Source organism: Pseudomonas sp. S12(2018), from assembly GCF_024355235.1.
GTDB lineage: Bacteria > Pseudomonadota > Gammaproteobacteria > Pseudomonadales > Pseudomonadaceae > Aquipseudomonas > Aquipseudomonas palmensis.
Map to the genome: position 1 here is coordinate 660626 of NZ_QLAD01000001.1, position 25184 is coordinate 685809.

The window sequence follows — 25184 nt, forward strand, 5'->3', positions numbered from 1 at the left end:
TGACGGGTTCAGGCACTCGCCTTGAGTGCCTGTTGCACATCGGCCAGCAGGTCGTCGATGTCTTCCAGCCCCACCGACAACCGCACCAGCCCCTCGGAGATGCCGTAATGCGCACGCTCCTCTGGGGTATAGCTGGAATGAGTCATGCTTGCCGGGTGCTGCGCCAGCGACTCGGCATCGCCCAGGCTCACCGCGCGGCTGAACAGTTGCAGGGCGTTCATGAACCGCCGCCCGGCACCGATGCCGCCCTTGAGTTCGAAGGCGATCATGCCGCCCGGCTGGCTCATCTGCTGGCGGGCCAGGGTGTACTGCGGGAAGCTCGCCAGGCCCGGGTAATGGATCAGCTCTACCTGCGGCTGCCCGGCGAGGAACTCGGCCAGCACCTGAGCGTTGGCGCAGTGGCGGTCCATGCGCAGGTTGAGGGTCTTGATGCCGCGCATCAGCAGTGCGGCGTCATGGGGCGAGAGCACCGCACCGGTCATGTCCTTGAGGCCCTGCAGACGTATACGGTCCACCAGTGCCTGGCTGCCCACCACAATGCCAGCAGTGATGTCGCCATGGCCGCTCAGGTACTTGGTGGCCGAATGCACCACCAGGTCGGCGCCCAGCTCCAGTGGCCGTTGCAGGTACGGCGTGCAGTAGGTGTTGTCGACCACCACGGTCGCGCCGTGCTTGCGTGCAATCTTCGCCACGCCGGCGATATCGGCCATGTGCATGTTGGGGTTGGCCGGCGATTCGAAATAGATCACCCGGGTGGCCGGCGTCATGGCCGCCTCCAATGCCTGCAGGTCGGCCATGTCCACATGGCGCAGCTTGACCCCGAACTCGCCGATGCCGTGGTGCAGGAAGGCAAAGGTGCAGCCGTACAGGGTGTTGCCCAGCAGCACCTCGTCACCGGGGCGCAGCAGCGTCCATAGCGTGGACGTGATCGCCCCCATGCCCGAGGCCAGCGCCAGCCCGGCCTCGCCGCCTTCCAGCGAGGCCATGCGTGCTTCCAGCAGGTTGAGGGTGGGGTTGGAGATGCGGCTGTAGAAATGCCCGGCCTGCTCGCCGGCAAAGCACGCAGCGCCGTATTCCACGGTGGGGAAGGTGAACGTCGCGGTCTGGTAGACCGGTGGCACCAGTGCGCCGCCGTGGTCCTGGGGGTCGTAGCCATGGTGAATGGCGCGGGTGGCAAATCCTGGGAGCTTGTTGGAGCCGTGCATGGCAACCGCCTCTTGTGGTTTGTTATAAGCTTATTCCACAGACCGGCTTAAATTTTTCCAAATACGCCTACGAAAAGCGCCGCTCACTGACATAAAAACAACAAGAACAGGCTATGGAGGGCAAGACATGCCTAGCGCCATCGACCGTACCGACCGCGCACTGCTGGCCGCGCTGCAAGACAACGCCCGACTGACCGTGGCCGAGCTCGCCGACAGCGTCGCCCTGACCACCTCGCCGTGCTGGCGGCGGGTCAAGCTGCTGGAGGAGTCGGGCTACATCACCGGCTATCAGGCCATCCTGTCACCCAAGGCACTGGGCTTCGGAGTGACCGCCTTCGTCAGCATCATGATGGATTCGCACAGCAAGGAGATGGCCCGGGCATTCGAGCAGCGGCTGATGGATATCCCCGAAATCGTGGCGTGCCACAACATCTCCGGGCGCTATGACTTCCTGCTGGAGATTCTGGCGCGGGATCTGGAGTCGTTCGGCGAGTTCACCCGCGAGGTACTGCAGCGGCTGCCGGGGGTGAAGGAGATCTATTCGAGCTTCTCGTTCAAGGCGGTGAAGGAGAAGCGGGTGATTCCGGTGGCACAGAAGCATATTTGAAGCGGCGTGTCCGCTGGGCACTTCCCCGGCAAGGCCTGCTCCTGCATGGCCTTGCGCTCACCGTAGGAGCCGGCCTTGCCGGCGAAGCGGCCAGCCGCCACAAAAAAGCCCGCGATGGCCTTCACCATCGCGGGCTTTTCATTCAGCAGCAGCGCTTAGATCGCGCCACGCTTGCGCAGCAGTTCCAGTACCTGCTTGACGCCCTCTTCCACGCCAACGCTCTGGGTGTCGATCACCAGGTCCGCATCCTGCGGCACGTCATACGGGAAGCTCTCGCCCGGGATGTTGTCGCCACCGGCCGCGTACAGCCCCTGCGGATCACGCTCACGGCACACCAACGGCGAAGCCTGGACGTAAACGGTCAGCAAGCGCTCCTTGCCGATCAGCGCCTTGGCCTGTTCACGGCCTTCGGCATCCGGTGCCACGAACGCGGCCAGGGTCAGCAAGCCCGCTTCGTTGAACTGACGCGCCACATGCGCAGCACGACGCCAGTTCTCGGTACGCCCGGCACGGTCCTGCGGCAGGCCTTTGTTCAGGTCATGGCGCAGGTTCTGCCCGTCGAGCACGTACACCGCACGGCCCATGTCAAACAGCTTGCGCTCAACGGCATACGCCAGGGTGCTCTTGCCCGCGCCCGACAGGCCGCTGAACAGCACGGTGGCCGGCTGCTGGCCGAAGCGCAAGGCACGCTCCTCGGTGGTCACGTGGGCCTGCCTGCCATGCTGGCCGGTGCTGCCGTGAGGCAGTACCGGTGGCGCGATGATCATGCCCGCGCCCACGGTGCCGTTGGTCAGGCGGTCGATGATGATGAACGCGCCGGTGGTGCGGTTGCTGTCGTAGCCGTCCAGCGCGATCGGAGCATCCAGGCTCACCTTGACCTTGCCGATCTCGTTGAGCTGCAACGCACTCGCAGCGCCCTGTTCCAGGGTGTTCACATCGACCTTGTGGGCGATGCTGGCAATCGAGCCCGGCACGTAGCTGGTGGCGCGCTTGATGTCGTATTTCTTGCCCGGCAGCATCGGCTCTTCGGCCATCCACACCAGCATGGCGTCGAACTGGTCGGTCACCGGCGGGACGTTGTCGGCATGCACCAGCAGGTCGCCACGGGAGATGTCGATCTCGTCTTCCATGGTCAGGGTCACGGCCTGGCCCGGGCCGGCCTGCTCCAGCTCACCTTCGTAGGTGACGATGGACTTCACGCGGCTGCTCTTGCCCGACGGCAGCACCACGATTTCGTCGCCCTTGTGTACCACTCCGCTGGCCAGGGTGCCGGCAAAGCCACGGAAGTTCAGGTTGGGACGGTTGACGTACTGCACCGGAAAACGCAGGTCGGTGAAGTTGCGGTCGGCCGCCACTTCCACGGTTTCGAGGATTTCCATCAGCGCAGGGCCGGTGTACCACGGCGAACGCTCGCTGCGGTTGACCACGTTGTCGCCCTTGAGCGCCGACATCGGCACGAAGTGCAGGCTGCTGGGGGTCATGTTGATGGCTTCGGCAAACTTCAGGTAGTCGGCCTTGATGCCTTCGAACACGTCCTGGTCGAAGCCCTTGAGGTCCATCTTGTTCACGGCCACGACGATGTGCTTGATGCCCAGCAGCGAAGCGATGTAGCTGTGCCGGCGGGTCTGGGTCTGCACGCCGTAGCGCGCATCCACCAGGATGATCGCCAGGTCGCAGGTGGACGCACCGGTGGCCATGTTGCGGGTGTACTGCTCGTGGCCCGGGGTGTCGGCGATGATGAACTTGCGCTTGGCCGTGGAGAAATAGCGGTAGGCCACATCGATGGTGATGCCCTGCTCGCGCTCGGCCTGCAGGCCGTCGACCAGCAATGCCAGGTCGATGTCGTCACCGGTGGTGCCGACTTTCTTCGAATCGCGGGTAATGGCTTCCAGATGGTCTTCGTAGATCATCTTGGAGTCGTGCAGCAGGCGCCCGATCAGGGTGCTCTTGCCGTCGTCGACGTTACCGCAGGTCAAGAAGCGCAGCAGTTCCTTGCGTTCGTGCTGGGCCAGGTAGGCGAGGATGTCCTCGCTGATCAATTCGGATTGGTGCGACATGGTCTGACCCTAACTTAGAAATAGCCCTGACGTTTCTTGTCTTCCATGGAACCTGCGCCATCGTGGTCGATGACGCGGCCCTGGCGCTCGGAAGTGCGCGTCAGGAGCATTTCCTGAATGATGTCGGTCAGGCTCTCGGCCTCCGACTCCACCGCGCCCGTCAACGGGTAGCAGCCAAGGGTACGGAAACGCACTTTCTTCTTGACGATGCGAGCCTTCTCTTCATCCGAGAGGTGCTCCAGGATGCGCTCGTCATCGATCATGATCAGGGTGCCGTTCTTCTCGATCACTTCGCGCTCGGCTGCAAAGTACAGCGGCACGATCGGGATGCCTTCGAGGTAGATGTACTGCCAGATATCCAGCTCGGTCCAGTTCGACAGCGGGAACACGCGAATCGACTCGCCCTTGTTGACCTTGCCGTTGTACACGTTCCACAGCTCTGGGCGCTGGTTCTTCGGGTCCCAGCGGTGCTTGCTGTCACGGAACGAGTACACGCGCTCCTTGGCCCGCGACTTCTCTTCGTCGCGGCGCGCGCCACCGAAGGCGGCATCGAAGCCGTGCTTGTCGAGCGCCTGCTTGAGGCCCTCGGTCTTCATGATGTCGGTGTGCTTGGCACTGCCGTGGGTGAACGGATTGATGCCCTGGGCAACGCCATCGGGGTTGACGTGGGTGATCAGCTCCAGGCCCATTTCCCCGACCATCTTGTCGCGGAAGCTGTACATCTCCTGGAATTTCCACTGGGTGTCGACGTGCATCACCGGAAACGGCAGCTTGCCCGGGAAGAAGGCCTTGCGTGCCAGGTGCAGCATCACGGCCGAATCCTTGCCGATCGAGTACAGCATCACCGGGTTGTCGAACTCGGCGGCCACCTCACGAATGATGTGGATGCTCTCCGCCTCCAACTGTTTCAAATGCGTCAGCTTGTCGACCATGGCTACTCACGGAAAATCAATCTTATGGACGGCCAGCGGGCCGTGTTCGAGCGGGCCACTTTATCACAGCACCCGATTCTATTTAGGCAGGCTACTAGAACGAAACAGTATAAGAATATGCCTTGGCGTTTTAGCCTCAGATCGGGTTCGGGCAGTCGATGAACAGGTGTTCCAGAGCGAATCGACGTGCCAGGTAATCGCCCAGCGCCTGCACCCCGTAACGCTCGGTGGCGTGGTGGCCGGCGGCGATGAAGCTGATGCCGTTCTCGCGAGCACTGTGGAAAGTCTGTTCCGACGCCTCGCCGCTCAAGTACAGGTCGACCCCTGCGGCAATCGCCTGGTCGATGTAGCCCTGGCCGCCGCCGGTGCACCAGCCCACCCGGCGAATGACCTCGTCGCCTTCGATCAGCAGCGGTTCGCGGCCCATCACGTCGCTGACCTTGCGCGCGAAATCCCGCGCCGACATCGGTTCGGCCAGCGAGCCCACCAGGCCCACCACCCGCGGGTTGGCCGGGTCCAGCGGGCCCTCGACGGTGATGTCCAGCTGGCGCGCCAGCTGCACGTTGTTGCCCACCTCGGGGTGCAGGTCCAGCGGCAGGTGGTAGGCCAGCAGGCTCAGGTCGTGTTTGAGCAGGGTCTTGAGGCGGCGCTGCTTCATGCCGGTGATGCAGGGGTTCTCACCCTTCCAGAAGTAGCCGTGGTGCACCAGCACCAGGTCGGCGCCCGCCTCGACCGCAGCGTCCAGCAATGCCTGGCTGGCGGTGACGCCGGTGACGATGCGCGACACCTGCGGGTTGCCCTCGACCTGCAGGCCGTTGGGGCAGTAGTCCTGGATTTTTGCGCTGCCAAGGTAGCGATCGGCTTCCTCGACCAGGGTGCTCAGGGCAACAGCCATGCAAAGACTCCTCAATTCAGCGGTTCAGCGTGGCACAAGGCCTCGTATAATGGCCGCCATTATGAGCCGTCGACCGTTTTTGGGGAAACCGACGGCAACTGCCCGGGGGCGCGGCGCCATGACCGTCATGGCTCAACGTGATTTAGCAGTTCCTGCACGGGCCTTGCCGCAGTATGATCGCGCGCGTTCATCTACTCCCCACTGCGGCATCGGCTCTGGCCACCTCCCAGGATCCATCTCATGTTCAAGGCTCTGCGTTACTTTGCCTGGCCACTGGTCACCGGCGTACTGATCGCCCTGCTGGTCATCCAGCAATTTCCCCAATGGGTCGGCCTGCCCAGCCAGGACGTCAACCTGCAGCAGGCGCCGCAGACCACGCGGCTGATGCAGGGCCCCGTGTCGTATGCCGATGCGGTGAGCAATGCGGCCCCCGCAGTGGCCAACCTGTACACCACCAAGGTGGTCAACAAGACCGCGCACCCGCTGTTCGAAGACCCACAGTTCCGCCGCTTCTTCGGTGACAACCTGCCCAAGCAGCGGCGCTGGGAATCGAGCCTGGGCTCGGCGGTGATCATGAGCCCGGAGGGCTACCTGCTGACCAACAACCACGTGACCTCCGGCGCCGACCAGATCGTGGTGGCGCTCAAGGACGGCCGCGAGACCCTGGCACGGGTGATCGGCAGCGACCCGGAAACCGACCTGGCCGTGCTCAAGATCGACCTCAAGAACCTGCCCTCGATCACCATCGGGCGCTCGGACAACATCCATATCGGTGATGTGGCGCTGGCCATCGGCAACCCGTTCGGCGTCGGCCAGACCGTGACCATGGGCATCATCAGCGCCACCGGGCGCAACCAGCTGGGCCTGAACAACTACGAAGACTTCATCCAGACCGACGCGGCCATCAACCCGGGCAACTCCGGTGGCGCGCTGGTGGATGCCAATGGCAACCTGACCGGCATCAACACCGCGATCTTCTCCAAGTCCGGCGGCTCGCAGGGCATCGGCTTCGCCATCCCCACCAAGCTGGCGCTGGAGGTGATGAAGTCGATCATCGAGCATGGTCAGGTGATTCGCGGCTGGCTGGGCATCGAGGTGCAACCGCTGAGCCAGGAGCTGGCCGAGTCGTTCGGCATGCAGGGCCGGCCAGGCATCGTGGTGGCGGGCATCTTCCGCGACGGGCCGGCGCAGAAGGCCGGCCTGCAGCTGGGTGACGTGATTCTGAGCATCAATGGCGAACCGGCCGGCGATGGCCGGCGCTCGATGAACCAGGTGGCGCGGATCAAGCCCAACGACAAGGTGGCCATCGAAGTGGTGCGCAACGGCAAGCCGCTGAAGCTGATCGCCGAGATCGGCCTGCGTCCACCGCCTGCACCCGCGCCCAAGGAAGAGGACTGACCCCTGGCCGCGCCGGCCTGACGCCGCATCGGCGCAGCACCGGGGTGCGGCGGGTGATTGGCACAACCGACTGTTCTGTGACAGCCTTGCACGCAACGCCAGCGATGCCTTTCTTCAAGCACGCACCCCGGCCTGCGTGCACTTTTTCGGAGCAGTCATGACCAATCCCCTGATTCTCGAACCCCAGAAAACCGCCGACGCCTGTGTCATCTGGCTGCATGGCCTGGGCGCCGACCGCTACGACTTCATGCCGGTGGCCGAAGCCCTGCAGGAAGTGCTGCTGAGCACGCGCTTCGTGATGCCGCAGGCACCCACCCAGCCGGTCACCATCAACAATGGTTACGCCATGCCCAGCTGGTACGACATCAAGGCGCTGACGCCCGGTGCACGCGCCATCGACGAAGCGCAACTCGACGCCTCGGCACAGGCGGTCATCGACCTTATCAAGCAGGAACAGGCCAAGGGCGTCGCCCTGTCGCGCATCATCCTGGCCGGCTTCTCCCAGGGCGGTGCAGTGGTTCTGCACACCGCCTATGTAAAGTGGCAGGAGACGCTGGGCGGGGTAATGGCCCTTTCCACCTACGCCCCGACCTTCACCGACAGCACCGTGCTCAGCGCCAGCCAGCAGCGCATTCCAGCGCTGTGCCTGCACGGCGTGTACGACCCGGTGGTCATCCCGTCCATGGGGCGTGCCGCCTTCGAGTACCTGAACAGCTGGGGCGTCACCGTGCAGTGGAAGGAATACCCGATGGAACACGCCGTGCTGCCCGAGGAAATCCAGGACATCGGCGCCTGGCTGATCGAGCGTCTGCGCTAAAAAACGCCTTGCCTGTAGTTGTCGGAGCAATCCACTACGCCGCGCCCGAATCTTGCATTACACTGGCCGGCGTACATTCCTTAACCAATTGATGAGATGACCGTGCTCAAAGCACTCAAGAAGATGTTCGGAAAGAGCGAGGTTGAGCAACTCGCCACCGAAAGCGTTGCTACCGTGCAGCCGCCCGCAGCACCCAAGGCCCCGGCTCCCGCCGCGCCGCTCAAGGCTCAGACCGAAGCCGCCGCGCCAGCGCGCGCCGAAAAGCCGGCGGAAAAACCCCTGGAGCAACCGGCGAGCAAACCGGCCGAGGCCAAGCCGCGCCGCGAGCGCAAGCCAAAACCCCAGGCCAGCACCTGGAAACTGGAAGACTTTGTGGTGGAACCGCAAGAGGGCAAGACCCGCTTCCACGACTTCAAGCTCTCGCCCGAGCTGATGCATGCCATCCACGACCTGGGCTTCCCGTACTGCACGCCGATCCAGGCCGAAGTACTGGGCTTCACCCTGCGTGGCAAGGATGCGATCGGCCGGGCCCAGACCGGCACCGGCAAGACCGCCGCGTTCCTGATCTCGATCATCAGCCAGCTGCAACAGACCCCGCCGCCCAAAGAGCGCTACATGGGCGAGCCGCGGGCGCTGATCATTGCCCCTACCCGCGAACTGGTGGTGCAGATCGCCAAGGACGCCGCCGAGCTGACCAAGTACACCGGCCTGAACGTGATGACGTTCGTCGGTGGCATGGACTTCGACAAGCAGCTCAAGGCCCTTGAGGCACGCCACTGCGACATCCTGGTGGCCACCCCGGGTCGCCTGCTGGACTTCAACCAGCGCGGCGAAGCGCACCTGGACATGGTCGAGGTGCTGGTGCTGGACGAAGCCGACCGCATGCTCGACATGGGCTTCATCCCGCAGGTTCGCCAGATCATCCGCCAGACCCCGCCCAAGAGCGAGCGCCAGACGCTGCTGTTCTCGGCCACCTTCACCGAAGACGTGATGAACCTGGCGCAACAGTGGACCACCGACCCGGCCATCGTCGAGATCGAGCCGGAGAACGTTGCCAGCGAAACCGTCGAGCAGCATGTGTATGCGGTAGCCGGTGCCGACAAGTACAAGCTGCTGTACAACCTGGTGACCGAGAACAAGTGGGAGCGGGTCATCGTGTTCGCCAACCGCAAGGACGAGGTGCGCCGTATCGAAGAGCGCCTGGTGCGTGACGGCGTGAATGCCGCGCAATTGTCGGGCGATGTGCCGCAGCACAAGCGCATCAAGACCCTGGAGAATTTCCGCGAAGGCCGGGTCACCGTGCTGGTGGCCACCGATGTGGCCGGTCGCGGGATCCACATCGACGGCATCAGCCACGTGATCAACTTCACCCTGCCCGAAGACCCGGACGACTACGTGCACCGTATCGGCCGTACCGGCCGTGCGGGTACCAGTGGCGTGTCGATCAGCTTCGCCGGTGAGGATGATTCGTACCAGTTGCCGGGTATCGAGGCATTGCTGGGGCGCAAGATCAGTTGCGAGACCCCGCCGACCGAGCTGCTCAAGCCGGTGGCGCGCAAGCATCACTGAGTCGATTGATGGACAGAAAACGCAGCCCTCGCCGGCTGCGTTTTTTTTTGCGCTGACCGGGCTGGCTCATCGCGGGTCAAGCCCGCTCCCACAGCGACCACAGTAATGATTGTGGGGGCGGGCTCGACCCGCGATAGGGTTGGCGAAATTAAACTATTTGTCCATAATAGACAAAATAGTTCAAATGGAGCGCCGCATGTCTACCCCACGCGTGATCGACCAGCCCCTGGCCCGCCAACTGCTCGCGCAGGTGGACGTGCCGCAGATCCTGCGCAAGCTGTTCCGTGACCTGGCCGCCGGCCAGGCCGTGCAGCCGCCGCAACAGCTGGTGGAGTTCCCGGCCGGCAGGGGCGACTTCATCAACTACGGCGGGGTGCTCGCCGAAGACCGCGTCTACGGCGTCAAGACCTCGCCCTACATCGTGCGCGAAGGCGCGCCGCTGATCACCGCCTGGACATTGCTGATGTCCATGGACAGCGGCCAGCCACTGCTATTGTGCGACGCCGGCGAACTGACCACTGCACGCACCGCTGCCACCACCGCCGTCGCGGTCGACGCCCTGGCCCCCACCAGCGCCAGGCGCCTGACCGTGATCGGCAGCGGCCCCATCGCCCAGGCCCACCTGCACTATGTGCGCGGCGTGCGCGACTGGCAGGACATCCGCCTGCACTCGCCAGGCCTCAAGGGTAAAAGCGCCGAGCAGCGCGAAGCCCTCGGTGCACTCGACCCGCGCCTGAGCCTGGTGGACGACCTGCAATCAGCACTGCACGACGCCGACGTGATCATGCTGTGCACCTCGTCGGCAAAGCCTGTGATCGACCCGCGCCAGCTGAGCAAGCCGGCCCTGATCACCTCGATCAGCACCAACGCGGTACGCGCCCACGAAGTGCCGCCCGAGTGCCTGACCGACATGGACGTGTACTGCGACTACCGCCTGACCACACCCGGCTCGGCCGGCGAGATGCGCATCGCCAGCGAGCAGCACCGCTGGCAGGCCGACGCCATCATCGGCGACCTGGCCCAGTTGCTCAGCGAGCAGGCGCCGCGCCCGACCTACCAGCGCCATGCCTTCTTCCGCTCCATCGGCCTGGGCCTGGAAGACATCGCCCTGGCCAACGCCCTGTACCGCCTGCACGGGTGACGCCCGCCCGCGTTTGCGGCACACTCCCAGCGCCCTTCGCCTAGGGCGCTGACACCGCCTGGAGCCCGCCTGCATGCCGATACCGCCCCACGACCCCGCCCTGAGCAACTTTCGCGCGATTGCCGACGCCATCGCCACGCTGTTCTTCCCCCACGCCGAGGTGGTGCTGCACGACCTGCGCAGCCAGAAGATCGACTACATCGCCAACAACCTGTCCAAGCGCGAGATCGGCGACGATGCGGCCCTGGAAGACATGTTCGAGGCAGGTACCGACGAAACCAACATCGGCCCCTACGAAAAGCTCAATTGGGACGGGCAGAAGATCCGCTCGCTCAGCACCGTGCTGCGCGACGGCCAGGGCAAGCCGCAGGCCGTGCTGTGCATCAACCTGAACATCTCGATGTTCGAAAACGCCAAGGCGGCGCTGGACCTGTTTCTCTCGCCCACCCGGCTGATCGCCCAGCCCGACGCGCTGTTTCGCGATGACTGGCAGGAGCGCATCAACACGTTTCTCAACAGCTGGCTGCGCGAGCGCCAGCTGGCACTGAGCAACCTGAATCGCGACCACAAGCGCGAACTGGTGCTGGCCCTGCATGCCGAGGGTGCGTTTCGCGGCAAGAGCGCCGCCAACTACGTGGCCAACGTGCTGAACATGGGTCGGGCCACGGTGTACAAGCACCTCAAGGAGCTCAAGGCCTGAACGAACTCAGGCCTCGGGCAGGCGACGGTCAGTCGCCGTAGATGTCGGACTTGAAATACTTGGCCTGGATCTTCTGGTACTCGCCATTGGCGCGAATGGCGTCGATGGCCGCGTTCAGCTGGGCCACCAGTTCGGCGTTGCCCTTGCGCACCGCGATCCCGGCGCCCTCACCCACGTACTTGGGGTCTTTCAGCTCTGGCCCGACAAACCCGTAACCCTTGCCCTTGGGCGTCTCCAGAAAGCCCTGTTCAAGCGGGATGGTGTCGGCGAACACACCGTCCAGGCGACCGGCCACCAGGTCCATGAAGATTTCCTCGTTGCTGGTGTAGCGCACGATCTCGATGCCCTTGGGCACCAGTTCCGCAGTCACATAGCGGTCGGTGGTGGTCGCGCGCTGCACGCCGATGCGCTTGCCCTTGAGGTTGGCGAAGTCGTCATCGACCTGGCTGCCGGCCTTCATGGCCAGGCGTGCGGAGGTGAAGTAGTACTTGTGGGTGAAGTCCACCGACTTCTTGCGGTCTTCGGTGATGGTGATCGACGACAGGGCGGCGTCGATCTTCTTGACCTTGAGCGACGGGATCAGGCCGTCGTATTCCTGTTCGGTCCACTGGCACTTGACCTGCATCTGCGCGCACAGGGCGTTGCCGATGTCGTAGTCGAAGCCACTGATAGCGCCGTCGGCGGTCTTGAACGCGAACGGTGGGTAGGCGGCTTCGATACCGATGCGCAGGGTCTTTTCAGCGGCGAACGACGGGGCGGCGGCAAACAGGCTCAACGCCAGCGCGGCCAACAGGGATGGGGTTTTCATCAGCGGTCTCTCTCGCTCGTTGTTGGGGTGTGTTGCAAGACAGAGGAAAAAGCGGCGGGCACAAGGCAGCCTGGAACTATTTTGTACTTATAATTCCATACTGGACTTTTGTGTATTAATTTTCAACCGATTCGCGGCACCGCACCGTTGCAGGTGCCAGCCTTGCCGGCGGGGCGTCTACCAACGCCCCGCCGCGTCCGCATCACTCTGGCGCCCCTCGACCCAGCGCGGCCCCTCGCCGGTCTGCTCCTTCTTCCAGAACGGCGCGCGGGTCTTGAGATAGTCCATCACGAAGTCGCACGCCTGGAACGCCGCCTGCCGGTGCGCACTGGCTACCCCCACGAACACGATCGGCTCACCCGGCTGCAATGCGCCGATACGGTGCAGCACTTCGACCTTGAGCAAAGGCCAGCGCTGCTCGGCCTCCAGCACGATCTTGGCCAGGGCCTTTTCGGTCATGCCCGGGTAATGCTCCAGGAACATCCCCGCCACCTCGCGACCGTCGTTGAAGTCGCGCACATAGCCGACAAACGACACCACCGCGCCCACCCCGACGTTGGCCGCGTGCATCGCATTGGTCTCGGCGCCGGGGTCGAACGCGCCGGCCTGCACTCGAACGCCCACCTCAGCCCCCGGTCACGGGCGGAAAGAACGCCACTTCGTCGCCGTCGGCCACCGGCTCCTCGAGCCTGCACAACTCCTGGTTGCGCGCGCACATCAGGTTCTGCTCGCCCAGCATCGCGTACCCCTCCCCGCGTGCCAGCAGGGCCTTGCGCACATCGTCGACGCTGTCGAACAGCCCGTCGAGGCGTTCGCCGTCGCTGCCCAGCGCCTCGCGATACCGCGCGAAATACACCACGTCGATGTTCATGGCGCCTCCACCTGGTAGTGCCCGCTCTTGCCGCCCAGTTTTTCCAGCACACGCACGCTGTGGATGGTCATGCCCCGGTCCACCGCCTTGCACATGTCGTAGATCGTCAGCGCCGCCACACTGGCGGCGGTCAGGGCCTCCATCTCGACGCCGGTCTGCCCGGCCAGCTTGCAGCGCGCCACGATATGCACCGTGTCGTCGCCTTCGCCAGTCAGCTCGAGCTTGACGCTGGTGAGCATCAACGGGTGGCACAGCGGGATCAGATCGCTGGTCTTCTTCGCCGCCTGGATGCCGGCAATGCGCGCCACGGCAAACACGTCGCCCTTGGGGTGGCCGCCAGCCACGATCATCTGCAAGGTTTGCGGGAGCATGCGCACCCGCGCTTCGGCCACCGCCTCGCGCGAGGTGACGGCTTTGTCGGTGACGTCGACCATGTTGGCCCGACCTTGGGAATCGAGATGAGTCAGCACAGGGTTACTCCTGATCAGGAGCACCGATTGTAAACCCAGGGGTCAACATTAGGCAGCGGAAAAAACCGGGCGGCACAAGGCCGCCCGGTGGCAGGGGTTACAGGTGGGATTCGGCGTATTCGGCCAGGACCGAACGCGGCACGCCCTGCAGGGTGATGTGCACGCCGTTGGGGAAGTCCTTGAAGCGCTCGGTCAGGTAGGTCAGGCCCGAGCTGGTGGCGGACAGGTAAGGGGTGTCGATCTGCGCCAGGTTGCCCAGGCAGATCACCTTGGAACCGGCCCCGGCACGGGTGATGATGGTCTTCATCTGGTGCGGGGTGAGGTTCTGGCATTCGTCGATCAGGATCAGGCTCTGCTGGAAGCTGCGACCGCGAATGTAGTTGAGCGACTTGAACTGCAACGGCACGCGCTCGAGGATGTACTCGACGCTGCCATGGGTGTTTTCGTCGTCCATGTGCAAGGCTTCGAGGTTGTCGGTGATCGCCCCCAGCCAGGGCTCCATTTTTTCCGCTTCGGTGCCCGGCAGGAAGCCGATTTCCTGGTCCAGCCCCTGCACGCTGCGGGTGGCGATGATGCGCCGGTAGCGCTTGCTGACCATCGTCTGCTCGATGGCTGCGGCCAGTGCCAGGATGGTCTTGCCCGAACCTGCGGCACCGGTGAGGTTGACCAGGTGGATGTCGGGGTCGAGCAGGGCGAACAGCGCCAGGCCCTGATGGATGTCACGCGGTTTCAGGCCCCAGGCTTCCTGGTGCAGCAGTGGCTCCTGATGCAGGTCGAGCAGCAGCAACTCGCTGTCACGGATGCCCTTGACCCAGCCGACGAAGCCCTGCTCGTCGATGATGAACTCGTTGATGTGAACCGCCGGCAGGTTGTCGGCCAGCTGCACGCGGTGCCAGGTGCGCCCGCGCTCCTGGCGGGTCTCGACCTTGTTGACGCGGTCCCAGAACGAGCCGCTGACCGAATGGTAGCCCTTGGGCAGCAACGAAACGTCGTCGACCAGCTGATCGGTACTGTAGTCCTCGGCGGCGATACCGCAGGCGCGGGCCTTGAGGCGCATGTTGATGTCTTTGGTCACCAGCACCACGTCCAGTTCCTTGCGCCGGCTACGCAGCTCGAGCAACTGGTTGATGATGATGTTGTCGTTGAGGTGTTCTGGCAGCAGCCGGTTGGGTTCGGCGCGTGGGGTCATCAGGATCGACAGGAAGCCCTTGGGGCCGCTCTTGCCGCGCTGGATCGGTACGCCCTGCTCGACATCCTCGGGCGTGGCATCGCCCAGGGTCTGGTCGATCAGACGAATGGCCTGGCGGCATTCGGCGGCGATCGTGTGTTTGCCGGTCTTGAGTTTGTCGAGCTCCTCGAGCACGGTCATCGGCAGCGCGACGTGGTGTTCCTCGAAATTCAGCAAGGCGTTCGGATCGTGAATCAGAACATTGGTATCGAGCACGTAAAGGATTGGCTGGTTGGAAGAAACGTTACGTCCTTGATCATCCATACTCGGTCACCTTTGTAGGGGCCAGACGACGCAATACCTGGGCGGTGCTGCGCCGCGAAGTGACCGCCGGTCTCCCCCTGGCCGCGTCGTTACGGTAGGGAAGCTGCGAACAAAGGAGGGGCCATTAGTACGCCACCTGTGCTGCAGGGTTCGGCGGTCTGACTTCTTGATACCGCAAAACCCGTGACGATAAAAAGCGTTTTTACGTTTTTTTGAAGTTTATTTTTCGTTGTGCGGTCAAGCCCTTGGCGTGAGCCGCAAGCACCACTACAGTTAATGATCAAACCCCGATGAACGCCTGGCGATTTTTTCCGCCGGGTGCCGCCGCGCCCAGCGATTACGGGGTTTCGGCGAATTCCCGGCAGTCGCCCCAGCCAATCCCGCTCTGGGCCGTGTGCTGCAGCAACCAGTCGATCGCCGCCTGGGCCCTGGGCTGGCCGTCATGAAACTGGATCACCCCGCGGCGCCACAGCAGCATCAGGCTCAGCACCCGCTGCGCCGACTGCTCGGCATTCAACCCGGCCTGGTCCTGGGCGTCGATATCCCACAACATCACCTGCAGCTGCTGGCCGGCGAAAAACGCCGCACTGTCGGCGCGGCGCTGCCCGTAGGGCGGGCGAAACAGCGGCACGAATGCCTCGGGCAGGCTGCTCTGCACCAGTGCCCGGCTGGAGACCACCGAGTCCTGCCAGCCGGTCCACTGCGCATGCGAGCTGTACTGCCAGCCCTGCAGCCCCACGCACTGCCCGGCATACAGTTGCTGCAGCGCTGCGGCCGAGGTCTGGTCGCGGCGCGCCTGCAGGTTCTTGCCCACCACGAAGAACAGCCCGCCAAGCTTCTGCCGGCGCAGGTAGTCGGTCAGCGCCTCGGTAGCCGGCCCCGGGCCGCCATCGAAGCTGATCACGAACAGCCGGTCGTTGAGTGCCTGGCCATCGCGCTCCTGGTCGGAAAACCGCTCCACCTCGCTGGAGGTCTGGGTAAACAGCGCCGCCTTGCGCAATTGCTCGTTCAGGTAGTACTCGTGAAAACGCCGGCTTGGCTGCGCCCAACCGGCGTAGAACGAATCGTCTGCAACACTGAACTTGCCCGCCTGCTGGCGCAGGTCCGGCAGGCTGTCGATGGCGTAGCAGAACGAGGCGTCCTGCTCGCAGCTCTGCTGGGCCAGGTCATAGTTGCGCCACAGCCGCTGCCACAGGCGCTGACGCAAGGCATTCAGCGTCACCAGGTTGACCTGGCGAAGGTTCAGGCGCTCGGCCAGCTGCGCCTCGCTCAGGGCCTCGCTGTCATACAGCACGCGGGCAAAGCTGAGGATTTCGGCACGCGAGGCCACATCGAACAGGGCCGGGCTGTCGAGTTGTTCGGGCCACACGCTGCGGTCGAACCGGGCCAGCTCGACCGGGGCAGCGTGCACCAGCGTGCTCAGCAGGCCGGCCAGTAAAAGAAGGGCTATGCGCACGATCACACTCTCCATTTTCTCGCCGCGCACTATAGCGCCAAGCGCCGCCAGGGTCTTGGCTATTGGCGCGATAGCTGGAGATCGGCGCCCCCCGCCCGTAGAATCGACGCCACGATTCAAGGAGCCGACCTCATGCTGACGGTGATCTCACCCGCCAAGACCCTCGATTACGACACCCCGCCCGTTACCCAGCGGCACACCCTGCCGCAATACCTGGACGACTCCCAGGAACTGATCCTGCAACTGCGCGAACTTTCGCCGCAGCAGATCAGCGACCTGATGCACCTCTCGGACAAGCTGGCCGGCCTCAATGCCGCGCGCTTCGGCAGCTGGACCCCGAACTTCACCCCGGCCAACGCCAAGCAGGCGCTGCTGGCGTTCAAGGGCGACGTGTACACCGGCCTGGATGCACAGAGCCTGAGCGAAGACGACTTCACCTATGCCCAGCAGCACCTGCGCATGCTGTCGGGGCTGTACGGCCTGCTGCGTCCGCTGGACCTGATGCAGCCCTACCGGCTGGAGATGGGCACCAAGCTGGCCAACGCCCGCGGCAAGGACCTCTACGCCTTCTGGGGCACGCGCATCAGCGAGTGGCTGAACCAGGCGCTGGCCGAACAAGGCGACGACCTGCTGCTGAACCTGGCCAGCAACGAGTACTTCTCGGCGGTCAAGCGCAGCGCGTTGAAGGCGCGGGTGATCAACACCGAGTTTCGCGACTTCAAGAATGGCCAGTACAAGATCATCAGCTTCTATGCCAAGAAGGCGCGGGGCATGATGACCCGCTTCGTGACCCAGGAGCGCATCAACGACCCCGAGCGGCTCAAGCAGTTCGACGTGCAGGGCTACTACTACAGTGCCGAGCAGTCCAAACCGGACAACCTGGTGTTCCTGCGCGACCACCCGGCCGAGTAGAAAGCATCGCGGGTCACCCCGCTCCCCCCGGGATCACCTGAATCCTTGCGGGCGCGGGCTTGACTCGCGATGGCGTCCTCACAGCCCGCCAGTCGCCAATCCCGTGGCGCCAAAAAACCACCCCCTCTAGCCCTATCGCCAAACGTCATAAGACCGTTCGTAGTTTTCTGACGAAATATCCTGAAATTTTTTTTCATGCTGGCATAAAAACATCCCCCTCCAAGTTTGCCCTACAGACACGGGACGAAACTGCCGTGTGCTATCAAAGTGAAAGTATCGTCAACTGTTGAAATATTAAAAAATCCTTCACGGCGACTCGGGCGAGCCTGGAACTTATCCCCTTGAGGCTCGCTCATACCACCGGTACGGATTATCTCGTGATGGATGTGAGAGATGACGTACATGACAAATGGACAGTATTAGGAAGTTTTGAAAGCACTTTTTTGTCCGCGCAATTGTTCGACAAGATTACGCGTCCAAGCCAGGAGAGAGCACCCTTAAAAATCGTCCTAGTGGTTGATTTCAAAGGATTTAATCCACTTGAAATAACAAGCACAGCAGTACGCGCAGTGGGTACTGCAATAAAGACGGATACCGTCCAGGGCTCACCCCCCTAATGTAAATGGCCATTAGCCGCCAACTTGAGTGCCGTTTATTTTTCGCACTCCAATTTAATTTGCCTGCCGGCAGTTAGCGGTTTAACCGTGACACTTCCGTGCACCCTGAATTTGCTGGTCAACCAACCCGGTCTGGCGCTTAGTTGTGCGCCGACATGATAAACACATGAGGTGAATGCGATGCGTATCAGCATCTTTGGTTTGGGTTATGTAGGTGCGGTCTGTGCGGGCTGCCTGTCCGCCCGGGGCCATGAAGTGATCGGCGTGGATGTATCGGCGACCAAGATCGACCTGATCAACCAGGGCAAATCCCCCATCGTGGAACCGGGCCTCGAAGCCCTGTTGCAGCAAGGCATTGCCAACCAGCGCCTGCGGGGCACCACCGATTTTGCCCAGGCCATTCGCGACAGCGACGTGTCGATGATCTGCGTCGGTACGCCGAGCAAGAAGAACGGCGACCTGGGCCTGGAATACATCGAGTCGGTGTGCCGCGAAATCGGTCTGGTACTGCGCGACAAGAGCAGCCGCCACACCATCGTGGTGCGCAGCACCGTACTGCCGGGCACCGTCAAGAACGTGGTGATCCCGATTCTCGAAGACTGCTCGGGCAAGAAGGCCGGCGTCGATTTCGGCGTGGCGGTCAACCCCGAGTTCCTGCGCGAAAGCACTGCGATCAAGGACTACGACCAGCCGCCGATGACTGTCATCGGCGAACTCGACCGCGCCAGCGGCGACGTGCTGCAGGCCCTCTACGAAGAGCTCGACGCCCCGATCATCCGCAAGGACATCGAAGTGGCCGAGATGATCAAGTACACCTGCAACGTGTGGCACGCCACCAAGGTCACCTTCGCCAACGAGATCGGCAACATCGCCAAGGCCTGCGGCGTCGATGGCCGCGAAGTGATGGAAGTGGTGTGCCAGGACAAGGCCCTGAACCTGTCGCAGTACTACATGCGCCCAGGCTTCGCCTTCGGCGGCTCGTGCCTGCCCAAGGACGTGCGCGCCCTCACCTACCGCGCCGGCAGCCTGGACGTGAAGGCGCCGCTGCTCAACTCGCTGATGACCAGCAACGAGTCCCAGGTGCAGAACGCCTTCGACATCATCGAAAGCCACGACAAGCGCAAGGTTGCCCTGCTGGGCCTGAGCTTCAAGGCCGGCACCGACGACCTGCGCGAGAGCCCGCTGGTGGAACTGGCCGAACGCCTGATCGGCAAGGGCTACGAGCTCAACATCTACGACAGCAACGTCGAGTACGCCCGCGTGCACGGCGCCAACAAGGACTACATCGAGTCGAAGATCCCCCACGTCTCGTCCCTGCTCAACGCCGATTTCGAGCAGGTGGTCAACCACGCCGACGTGATCGTGCTGGGTAACCGCGACGAGAAGTTCCGTGCGCTGGCGCAACAGGCCCCGGCCGGCAAGCAGGTCATCGACCTGGTCGGCTTCATGGGCAAGCCGACCTGCCCCACCAGCCGCACCGAAGGCATCTGCTGGTAACAGCAGCCACTGCACGGGGTCGCCCCAGCCCCGTGCAGTTCCTTCCCATTCATTCGCTACGGATGCACACCATGCAAAGGCTCAAGCACGGCCTGCTACAGGTCGCCGGATGGCTGTTCTACGTGAGCCTGCTCATGCTGATCGCCCTGGCCTTGCCCAAGACCGTTTTCGACCCCGACTCCAAGGACTTCATCTTCCTCATCGGCGCTGTCGGAATCTGGCGTTATTCCATGGGTGCCACGCACTTCGTGCGGGGCATGCTGTTCCTCTACATCGTCTACCCGATGCTGCGACGCAAGGTGCGCAAACTGGGCAGCGCGGCCGACCCGTCACACGTGTACCTGATGGTCACCAGCTTTCGCATCGACGCCCTAACCACCGCGCAGGTGTACAGCTCGGTGATCCGCGAGGCAATCGACTGCGGCTACCCCACCACCGTGGTCTGCTCGCTGGTGGAAATGAGCGACGAACTGCTGGTGAAAAGCCTGTGGGCCAAGTTCAACCCGCCCGACCGCGTGGCCCTGGACTTCGTGCGCATCGCCGGCACCGGCAAGCGTGACGGCCTGGCCTACGGCTTTCGCGCCATCTCGCGCCACCTGCCCGACGAGAACGCAGTGGTCGCGGTGATCGACGGCGACACCGTGCTCGGCGAAGGCGTGGTAGCCAAGACCGTGCCCTGGTTCAAGCTCTACCCGAATGTCGGTGGCCTGACCACCAACGAATTCTGCGAAGTGCGCGGCGGCTACATCATGAGCGAGTGGCACAAGCTGCGCTTTGCCCAGCGCCACATCAACATGTGCTCGATGGCCCTGTCCAAGCGCGTGCTAACCATGACCGGGCGCATGTCGGTGTTCCGCGCCGCCGTGGTGACCAACCCCGAGTTCATCAAGGACGTCGAGAACGACTCGCTGCAGCACTGGCGCCTGGGCCGCTTCAAGTTCCTCACCGGCGACGACAAGTCCAGCTGGTTCAGCCTCATGCGCCTGGGCTACGACACGTTCTACGTGCCGGATGCGGCAATCAACACGGTCGAGCACCCGCCGGAAAAGAGCTTCATCAAGGCCAGCCGCAAGCTCATGTACCGCTGGTACGGCAACAACCTGCGCCAGAACTCCCGCGCCCTGGGCCTGGGCGTTCGCCGCCTCGGCCTGTTCACCAGCGTGGTGCTGTTCGACCAGCGCGTGTCGATGTGGACCAGCCTGCTCGGGCTCACCGTGGCGCTGATCGCCAGCCTCAAGTTCGGCCCTGCCTTCCTGCTGGTGTACCTGCTGTGGATCGGCATCACCCGCCTGATCCTGACCCTGATGCTGATGTGCTCGGGGCATGCCATCGGCCCGGCCTACCCGCTGATTCTCTATTACAACCAGATCGTCGGCGCAATCATGAAGATCTACGTGTTCTTCCGCCTCGACAAGCAGTCCTGGACCCGCCAGCCCACTGCGCTCAAACGCGACCTCGCGAGCTTTCAACAATGGTTCAACACCTGGTCTTCGCGGACCATGACCTTCTCGGCAGCCAGCATCTTCGTCGCTGTGCTGTTCATGGTCGTGTGAGCCGCCGCCCTACGGAATAAACAGGAACATATCGCCATGAATACCGCCGTGAATGCCAATGTCGTGCATGAGTCCGAAGCCCAGCGTCAGCACGCCCGGGTAAAGATCCCCGCCAAGCTGCGCTACCTGGGGGCCAACCGCGAGACCCTCGAAGTCAAGGTCGAGGACCTCTCGGCCGGTGGCCTGAGCTTCTACACCCGCCACCCGCTGAAGGTCGGCGAAGTGGTGCGCGGCCGCCTGCAGTTCGTGGTCGACAACCTGGGCCTGGCCATCGACATCGAGTTCCAGGTGCGCTCGCACAACGTCGCCGACGGTCGTACCGGCGTGCAGTTCCAGAACCTGGAACAGCGCGACATCGCCACCCTGCGCCACATCATCACCTCGCACCTGTCGGGCGAGCTGATCAGCATCGGCGACGTGCTCAGCACCCTGCAACGCGACAACTTCACCAAGGCGCGCAAGCAGAAGGACACCGGCGGCGGCCTGAGCGCCTTCGGCCGCCTGCGTGCGGTCACCTTCAGCCTCGGCGTGTTCGTGGTCGGCGTGGCCGCGTTCGGCTTCATCGCCAAGTCGGTGTACGGCCTGTACTTCGTCAGCCATGCCGAAGCCGGGGTGGTCAGCGTCCCCACCACCAACGTCACCATGCCGCGCGACGGCACCGTGCAGAGCCTGGTGAAGGCGGACGGCCCGGTGGTCAAGGGCGCGCCGCTGGCCTCGTTCAACACCAGCATGCTCGACCTGCTCAAGGGCCACCTGGACGACCAGCAACTGGAGCCGGCGCGGGTCGAGGAACTGTTCGGCAAGCAGCTCAGCGGCACCCTCACCAGCCCGTGCGACTGCGTGGTGGCCAGGCAGCTGGTGGATGACGGGCAATACGCGAGCAAGGGCGCAGTGATCTTCCAGCTGATCCCGCGCACCACCAACCCGATCATCGAGGCCCGTTTCAGCTACCGCCAGTTCGACGAAGTACAGCCCGGCACCCGCGTCAACTTCCAGGTGGCCGGCGAAGACGACGTGCGCCAGGGTCGCATCGTCAGCAGCACCAGCCAGAACAGCGACGACCTGTCTTCGGACATTCGCGTGCAGATCAAGCCGGATGCGCCGATGCCCAGCGAGCTGGCCGGGCGCCCGGTGTCGGTCAACAGCGACCGGGGTCCGTCGATGGACTGGCTGATCGACAAGGCCGTGGCCCGTGGGCTTTGAAGAGGACATGCCGGTGACTACCCAACACACCGCGATCCCTGTAGGAGCCGGCCTTGCCGGCGAATCGTGCAGCCCCCTTCGCCGGCAAGGCCGGCTCCTACCGATGGGTGCACTGGCCCTGGCCGTCAGCCTGGCCGGTTGCGCCGGCCTGCCCGACCAGCGCCTGGCCAACGAAGCCCTCAAGCGCGGCGACACCGCCCTGGCCGAGCGCAACTACCAGCAACTCGCCGACCTGGGCTACAGCGAGGCCCAGGTAGGCCTGGCCGATATCCAGGTCGAAACCGGTGACCCGGCCAAGCTCAGGCAGGCCGAGGCCACCTACCGCGCCGCCGCCCGCACCTCGCCCCGCGCCCAGGCCCGCCTCGGCCGTCTGCTGGTGGCCAAGCCCGACAGCAGCGAGGCCGAGCGCCACGAGGCCCAGGGCCTGCTCAAGCAGGCCTTCGCCGCCGGCGAAAGCAACACCCTGATCCCGCTGGCCATGCTCTACCTGCAATACCCGCAGAGTTTCCCCGACGTCGATGCCCAGCAGCAGATCGACCAATGGCGCGCCGCCGGCTACCCCGAGGCGGGCCTGGCCCAGGTGCTGCTGTACCGTACCCAGAACACCTACGACCAGCACCTGGACGAGGTGGAACGTATCTGCAAGGCCGCACTGGCCAGCACCGACATCTGCTATGTGGAACTGGCCAGCGTGTACCAGAAGCGTGCCCAGCCCGAACAACAGGCCGCGCTGATCGACCAGCTCAAGGCCGCCTATGCCCGCGGTGCGGTACCGGCCAGCCGGGTCGACAGCGTGGCCCGCGTACTGGCCGACCCCAGCCTGGGCCAGACCGACGAGAAAACCGCCCAGGCCCTGCTCGAACAGGTCGCACCGAGCAACCCCGCGTCCTGGGTCAGCCTGGCGCAACTGCTCTACAGCTTCCCCGAGCTGGGCGACAGCGACCAGTTGCTGGCCTACATCGACAAGGGCCGCGAGGCCGCACAACCGCGCGCCGAGCTGCTGCTGGGCCGCCTCTACTACGAAGGCAAGGCCGTGCCGGCCGACGCGAAAAAAGCCGAGACGCACCTGCAGTCAGCCGCCGATGCCGGCGAAATCAGCGCCCACTACTACCTCGGCCAGCTCTACCGCCGTGGCTATCTGGGCCAGGTCGAACCGCAGAAAGCCGTCGATCACCTGCTGCGCGCCGCCCGTGGTGGCCAGCTCAGCGCCGACTACGCGCTGGCCCAACTGTTCAGCGAAGGTCGCGGCATTCGCCAGGACCTGGTCAACGCCTGGGTGTTCGCGCAACTGGCGCAGGCCAACCCCAGCGAGCAATCGACGGCGATGGCCGGCGAGCTCGACCAGCAGCTATCCGCCCCGCAGAAGGCCCAGGCCCAGCGCCTGTTGCAACAGGAGCGCCAGGCCCGTGGCGCCATGGGTCAGGGCCCCGGCGCCCAGGCCATGCAGGCCCTGCAGGACACCACCGAACAAGACGGCGAGGAATCCCTATGACACTCAACCCGTGGATGAAGGCCGGCCTGGGCCTGGGCTGTGCCCTGCTCTGGTCGTGCCCGACCCTGGCCGCGATGACCGCCGAGAAGAACTTCGGCCTGGAAGTGAAAGTCACCGGCCAGTCCGAGGATGACCGCGACCTGGGCACCCGCTCCGGCGGCGACGTCAACGGCCTGGGCCTGGACCTGCGCCCCTGGGTGTATGGCGAGCGCGGCAACTGGAGCGCCTACGCCATGGGCCAGGCGGTCACCGCCACCGACACCATCGACACCGACACCCTGCGCCAGGCCGACGACGACAGCCAGGTCGAAACCCGCCGCGCCAGCGGCCGCGAGCAGGACAAGAGCTACCTGGCCATGCGCGAGTTCTGGGTCGGCTACAGCGGCCTGACCGCCTACCCCGGCGAGCAACTGCGCCTGGGCCGCCAGCGCCTGCGCAGCGACGACGGCATGTGGCGCGACACCAACATCGAGGCGCTGAACTGGACCTTCGACACCACTCTGCTGCGCGCCAACGCCGGCGTGGCCCAGCGTTTCAGCGAGTACCGCACCGACCTCACCGACCTGGCCCCCGAAGACAAGGACCGCCTGCACGTCTACGGCGACGTGGCCGCGCAATGGACCCCAGGCCACTGGGTCGGCCTGCGCGCGCACCACACCCACGACGACGGCAAACTGAAGAACCCGGGCGAGACCCTCGACCCGCTGGACAAGACCCGCAACGGCGACCTCACCTGGCTGGGCCTTGAGGCCAACAGCGACGCCTACAACTGGCGCAACCAGAACACCGTCAACTACTGGGGCAGCGTTACCTGGCTCACCGGCGACCGTGATCGCCTGAGCGCCACCACCCTGGCCAACGGCGACCAGCTGGCCACGCAAAAGCAGAGCGGCGATGTCAACGCCTGGGCCACCGACCTGGGCATCCGCCTGCGCCTGGACCCCAACTGGCAGGTGGGCGCGGCCTATGCCCGCGGCAGCGGCGGCGGTGGCAGCGACGGCTCGGGCAACTTCGAACAGACCGGCCTTGAGAGCAACCGCTCCAACTTCACCGGCACCCGCTCGCGTGTGCACCGCTTCGGCGAGGCCTTCCGTGGCGAGCTGGGCAACCTGCAGGCCGCCACCCTGTTCACCTCCTGGCAACTGCGCGACGACTACGACGCAAGCCTGGTGTACCACAAGTTCTGGCGCGTCGACGGCAAGCAGAACATCGGCAGCAGCGGCATCAACGCCGTGGTCGATGATGACGGCATCAACCGCCCGCTGATCCAGGGCGAAAAAGACCTCGGCCAGGAGATGGACCTGGTGGTCACCAAGTACTTCAAGCAGGGCCTGCTGCCGGCCGCGCTGAGCCAGTCGATCGACGAACCGTCGGCACTGGTGCGCTTTCGCGGTGGGGTGTTCAAGCCAGGCGACGCCTATGGCAAGGAAGCGGACTCGTACATGCACCGCGCCTTCATCGACGTGATCTGGCGTTTCTGATGCCTGGAGTG

The 25184-nt window shown here is 64.1% G+C and carries 22 protein-coding genes; 12 read left to right on the plus strand and 10 right to left on the minus strand.

The genetic code is table 11. The features are described 5' to 3' along the window. Nucleotides 1-8: 8 nt before the first annotated feature. Entirely contained in the window at nucleotides 9-1205 is a 1197-nt protein-coding gene (locus DN388_RS03130; RefSeq protein WP_043861022.1) for a methionine gamma-lyase, read from the minus strand. A gap of 127 nt (nucleotides 1206-1332) precedes the next feature. Between DN388_RS03130 and DN388_RS03135 the strand changes: the two genes are divergently transcribed. Beyond that, nucleotides 1333-1812, plus strand: coding sequence for an Lrp/AsnC family transcriptional regulator (locus DN388_RS03135; protein ID WP_043861021.1), 480 nt, complete (start codon nucleotides 1333-1335; stop codon nucleotides 1810-1812). 155 nt (nucleotides 1813-1967) lie between these two features. Here DN388_RS03135 and cysN read toward each other — a convergent pair whose 3' ends face one another. The 3 genes from cysN to DN388_RS03150 all read right to left on the minus strand — a co-directional run bounded on the left by cysN (nucleotide 1968) and on the right by DN388_RS03150 (nucleotide 5696). After that, nucleotides 1968-3869, minus strand: coding sequence for a sulfate adenylyltransferase subunit CysN (gene cysN, locus DN388_RS03140; RefSeq protein ID WP_088515546.1), 1902 nt, complete (start codon nucleotides 3867-3869; stop codon nucleotides 1968-1970). A 14-nt stretch (nucleotides 3870-3883) separates the two neighbouring features. After that, complete coding sequence (cysD, locus tag DN388_RS03145) at nucleotides 3884-4801, minus strand: sulfate adenylyltransferase subunit CysD (protein WP_254996635.1); 918 nt, start codon at nucleotides 4799-4801, stop codon at nucleotides 3884-3886. Between the two features lie 136 nt (nucleotides 4802-4937). After that, a complete protein-coding gene (locus DN388_RS03150) occupies nucleotides 4938-5696 on the minus strand; it encodes a Nif3-like dinuclear metal center hexameric protein (RefSeq protein ID WP_043861018.1) in 759 nt (252 codons plus the stop codon). 240 nt (nucleotides 5697-5936) lie between these two features. Here DN388_RS03150 and algW point away from each other — a divergent pair, with 240 nt between their 5' ends. The 5 genes from algW (at nucleotide 5937) to DN388_RS03175 (ending at nucleotide 11321) form a co-directional block, all read left to right on the plus strand. Then, the gene (gene algW, locus DN388_RS03155) at nucleotides 5937-7094 is read left to right on the plus strand and encodes a Do family serine endopeptidase AlgW (protein ID WP_043861017.1); all 1158 of its coding nucleotides are present in this window, start codon (nucleotides 5937-5939) and stop codon (nucleotides 7092-7094) included. 157 nt (nucleotides 7095-7251) lie between these two features. Continuing rightward, complete coding sequence (locus tag DN388_RS03160) at nucleotides 7252-7911, plus strand: alpha/beta hydrolase (RefSeq protein ID WP_043861016.1); 660 nt, start codon at nucleotides 7252-7254, stop codon at nucleotides 7909-7911. A gap of 102 nt (nucleotides 7912-8013) precedes the next feature. Then, nucleotides 8014-9480: an ATP-dependent RNA helicase RhlB gene (rhlB, locus tag DN388_RS03165; protein ID WP_254996645.1), complete on the plus strand. Its 1467-nt coding sequence runs from the start codon at nucleotides 8014-8016 to the stop codon at nucleotides 9478-9480. 196 nt (nucleotides 9481-9676) lie between these two features. Then, on the plus strand, nucleotides 9677-10621 hold the full coding sequence (locus DN388_RS03170; protein WP_254996646.1) for an ornithine cyclodeaminase family protein: 945 nt from the start codon (nucleotides 9677-9679) through the stop codon (nucleotides 10619-10621). 73 nt (nucleotides 10622-10694) lie between these two features. After that, complete coding sequence (locus DN388_RS03175; protein WP_254996648.1) at nucleotides 10695-11321, plus strand: transcriptional regulator; 627 nt, start codon at nucleotides 10695-10697, stop codon at nucleotides 11319-11321. 28 nt (nucleotides 11322-11349) lie between these two features. Here the strand turns inward: DN388_RS03175 and DN388_RS03180 are convergent, their stop codons facing one another. The 6 genes from DN388_RS03180 to DN388_RS03205 form a co-directional block, all read right to left on the minus strand. Then, entirely contained in the window at nucleotides 11350-12129 is a 780-nt protein-coding gene (locus tag DN388_RS03180; RefSeq protein ID WP_043861013.1) for an ABC transporter substrate-binding protein, read from the minus strand. A gap of 177 nt (nucleotides 12130-12306) precedes the next feature. Then, nucleotides 12307-12753, minus strand: a complete 447-nt coding sequence (gene moaE, locus DN388_RS03185; RefSeq protein ID WP_043861012.1) for a molybdopterin synthase catalytic subunit MoaE — start codon at nucleotides 12751-12753, stop codon at nucleotides 12307-12309. Nucleotide 12754: 1 nt separating this feature from the next. After that, a complete protein-coding gene (locus DN388_RS03190) occupies nucleotides 12755-13000 on the minus strand; it encodes a MoaD/ThiS family protein (RefSeq protein ID WP_078479511.1) in 246 nt (81 codons plus the stop codon). Beyond that, a complete protein-coding gene (moaC, locus tag DN388_RS03195) occupies nucleotides 12997-13470 on the minus strand; it encodes a cyclic pyranopterin monophosphate synthase MoaC (protein ID WP_058540865.1) in 474 nt (157 codons plus the stop codon). Before moaC ends, DN388_RS03190 begins: the two co-directional genes overlap by 4 nt. Nucleotides 13471-13567: 97 nt before the next feature. Beyond that, nucleotides 13568-14962, minus strand: coding sequence for a PhoH family protein (locus DN388_RS03200; RefSeq protein WP_043861009.1), 1395 nt, complete (start codon nucleotides 14960-14962; stop codon nucleotides 13568-13570). A gap of 337 nt (nucleotides 14963-15299) precedes the next feature. Next, on the minus strand, nucleotides 15300-16418 hold the full coding sequence (locus DN388_RS03205; RefSeq protein ID WP_254996652.1) for a polysaccharide deacetylase family protein: 1119 nt from the start codon (nucleotides 16416-16418) through the stop codon (nucleotides 15300-15302). Nucleotides 16419-16550: 132 nt separating this feature from the next. Here DN388_RS03205 and yaaA point away from each other — a divergent pair, with 132 nt between their 5' ends. The 6 genes from yaaA (at nucleotide 16551) to DN388_RS03235 (ending at nucleotide 25173) form a co-directional block, all read left to right on the plus strand. After that, entirely contained in the window at nucleotides 16551-17330 is a 780-nt protein-coding gene (gene yaaA, locus DN388_RS03210; RefSeq protein WP_100633490.1) for a peroxide stress protein YaaA, read from the plus strand. Between the two features lie 797 nt (nucleotides 17331-18127). Continuing rightward, nucleotides 18128-19444, plus strand: a complete 1317-nt coding sequence (locus tag DN388_RS03215; protein ID WP_104571967.1) for a nucleotide sugar dehydrogenase — start codon at nucleotides 18128-18130, stop codon at nucleotides 19442-19444. A gap of 71 nt (nucleotides 19445-19515) precedes the next feature. Continuing rightward, nucleotides 19516-20997 (plus strand): mannuronan synthase, encoded by a 1482-nt coding sequence (gene alg8, locus DN388_RS03220; protein ID WP_043861006.1) that lies wholly within the window; start codon nucleotides 19516-19518, stop codon nucleotides 20995-20997. A gap of 36 nt (nucleotides 20998-21033) precedes the next feature. Then, nucleotides 21034-22200, plus strand: a complete 1167-nt coding sequence (locus DN388_RS03225; RefSeq protein WP_043861005.1) for an alginate biosynthesis protein Alg44 — start codon at nucleotides 21034-21036, stop codon at nucleotides 22198-22200. Nucleotides 22201-22303: 103 nt separating this feature from the next. Then, nucleotides 22304-23692 (plus strand): alginate biosynthesis TPR repeat lipoprotein AlgK, encoded by a 1389-nt coding sequence (algK, locus tag DN388_RS03230; RefSeq protein ID WP_253086585.1) that lies wholly within the window; start codon nucleotides 22304-22306, stop codon nucleotides 23690-23692. Further along, nucleotides 23689-25173 carry an alginate export family protein gene (locus tag DN388_RS03235; protein WP_058540863.1) on the plus strand — a complete coding sequence of 495 codons (1485 nt, stop codon included), beginning with the start codon at nucleotides 23689-23691 and terminating at the stop codon, nucleotides 25171-25173. Before algK ends, DN388_RS03235 begins: the two co-directional genes overlap by 4 nt. Nucleotides 25174-25184 lie beyond the last annotated feature (11 nt).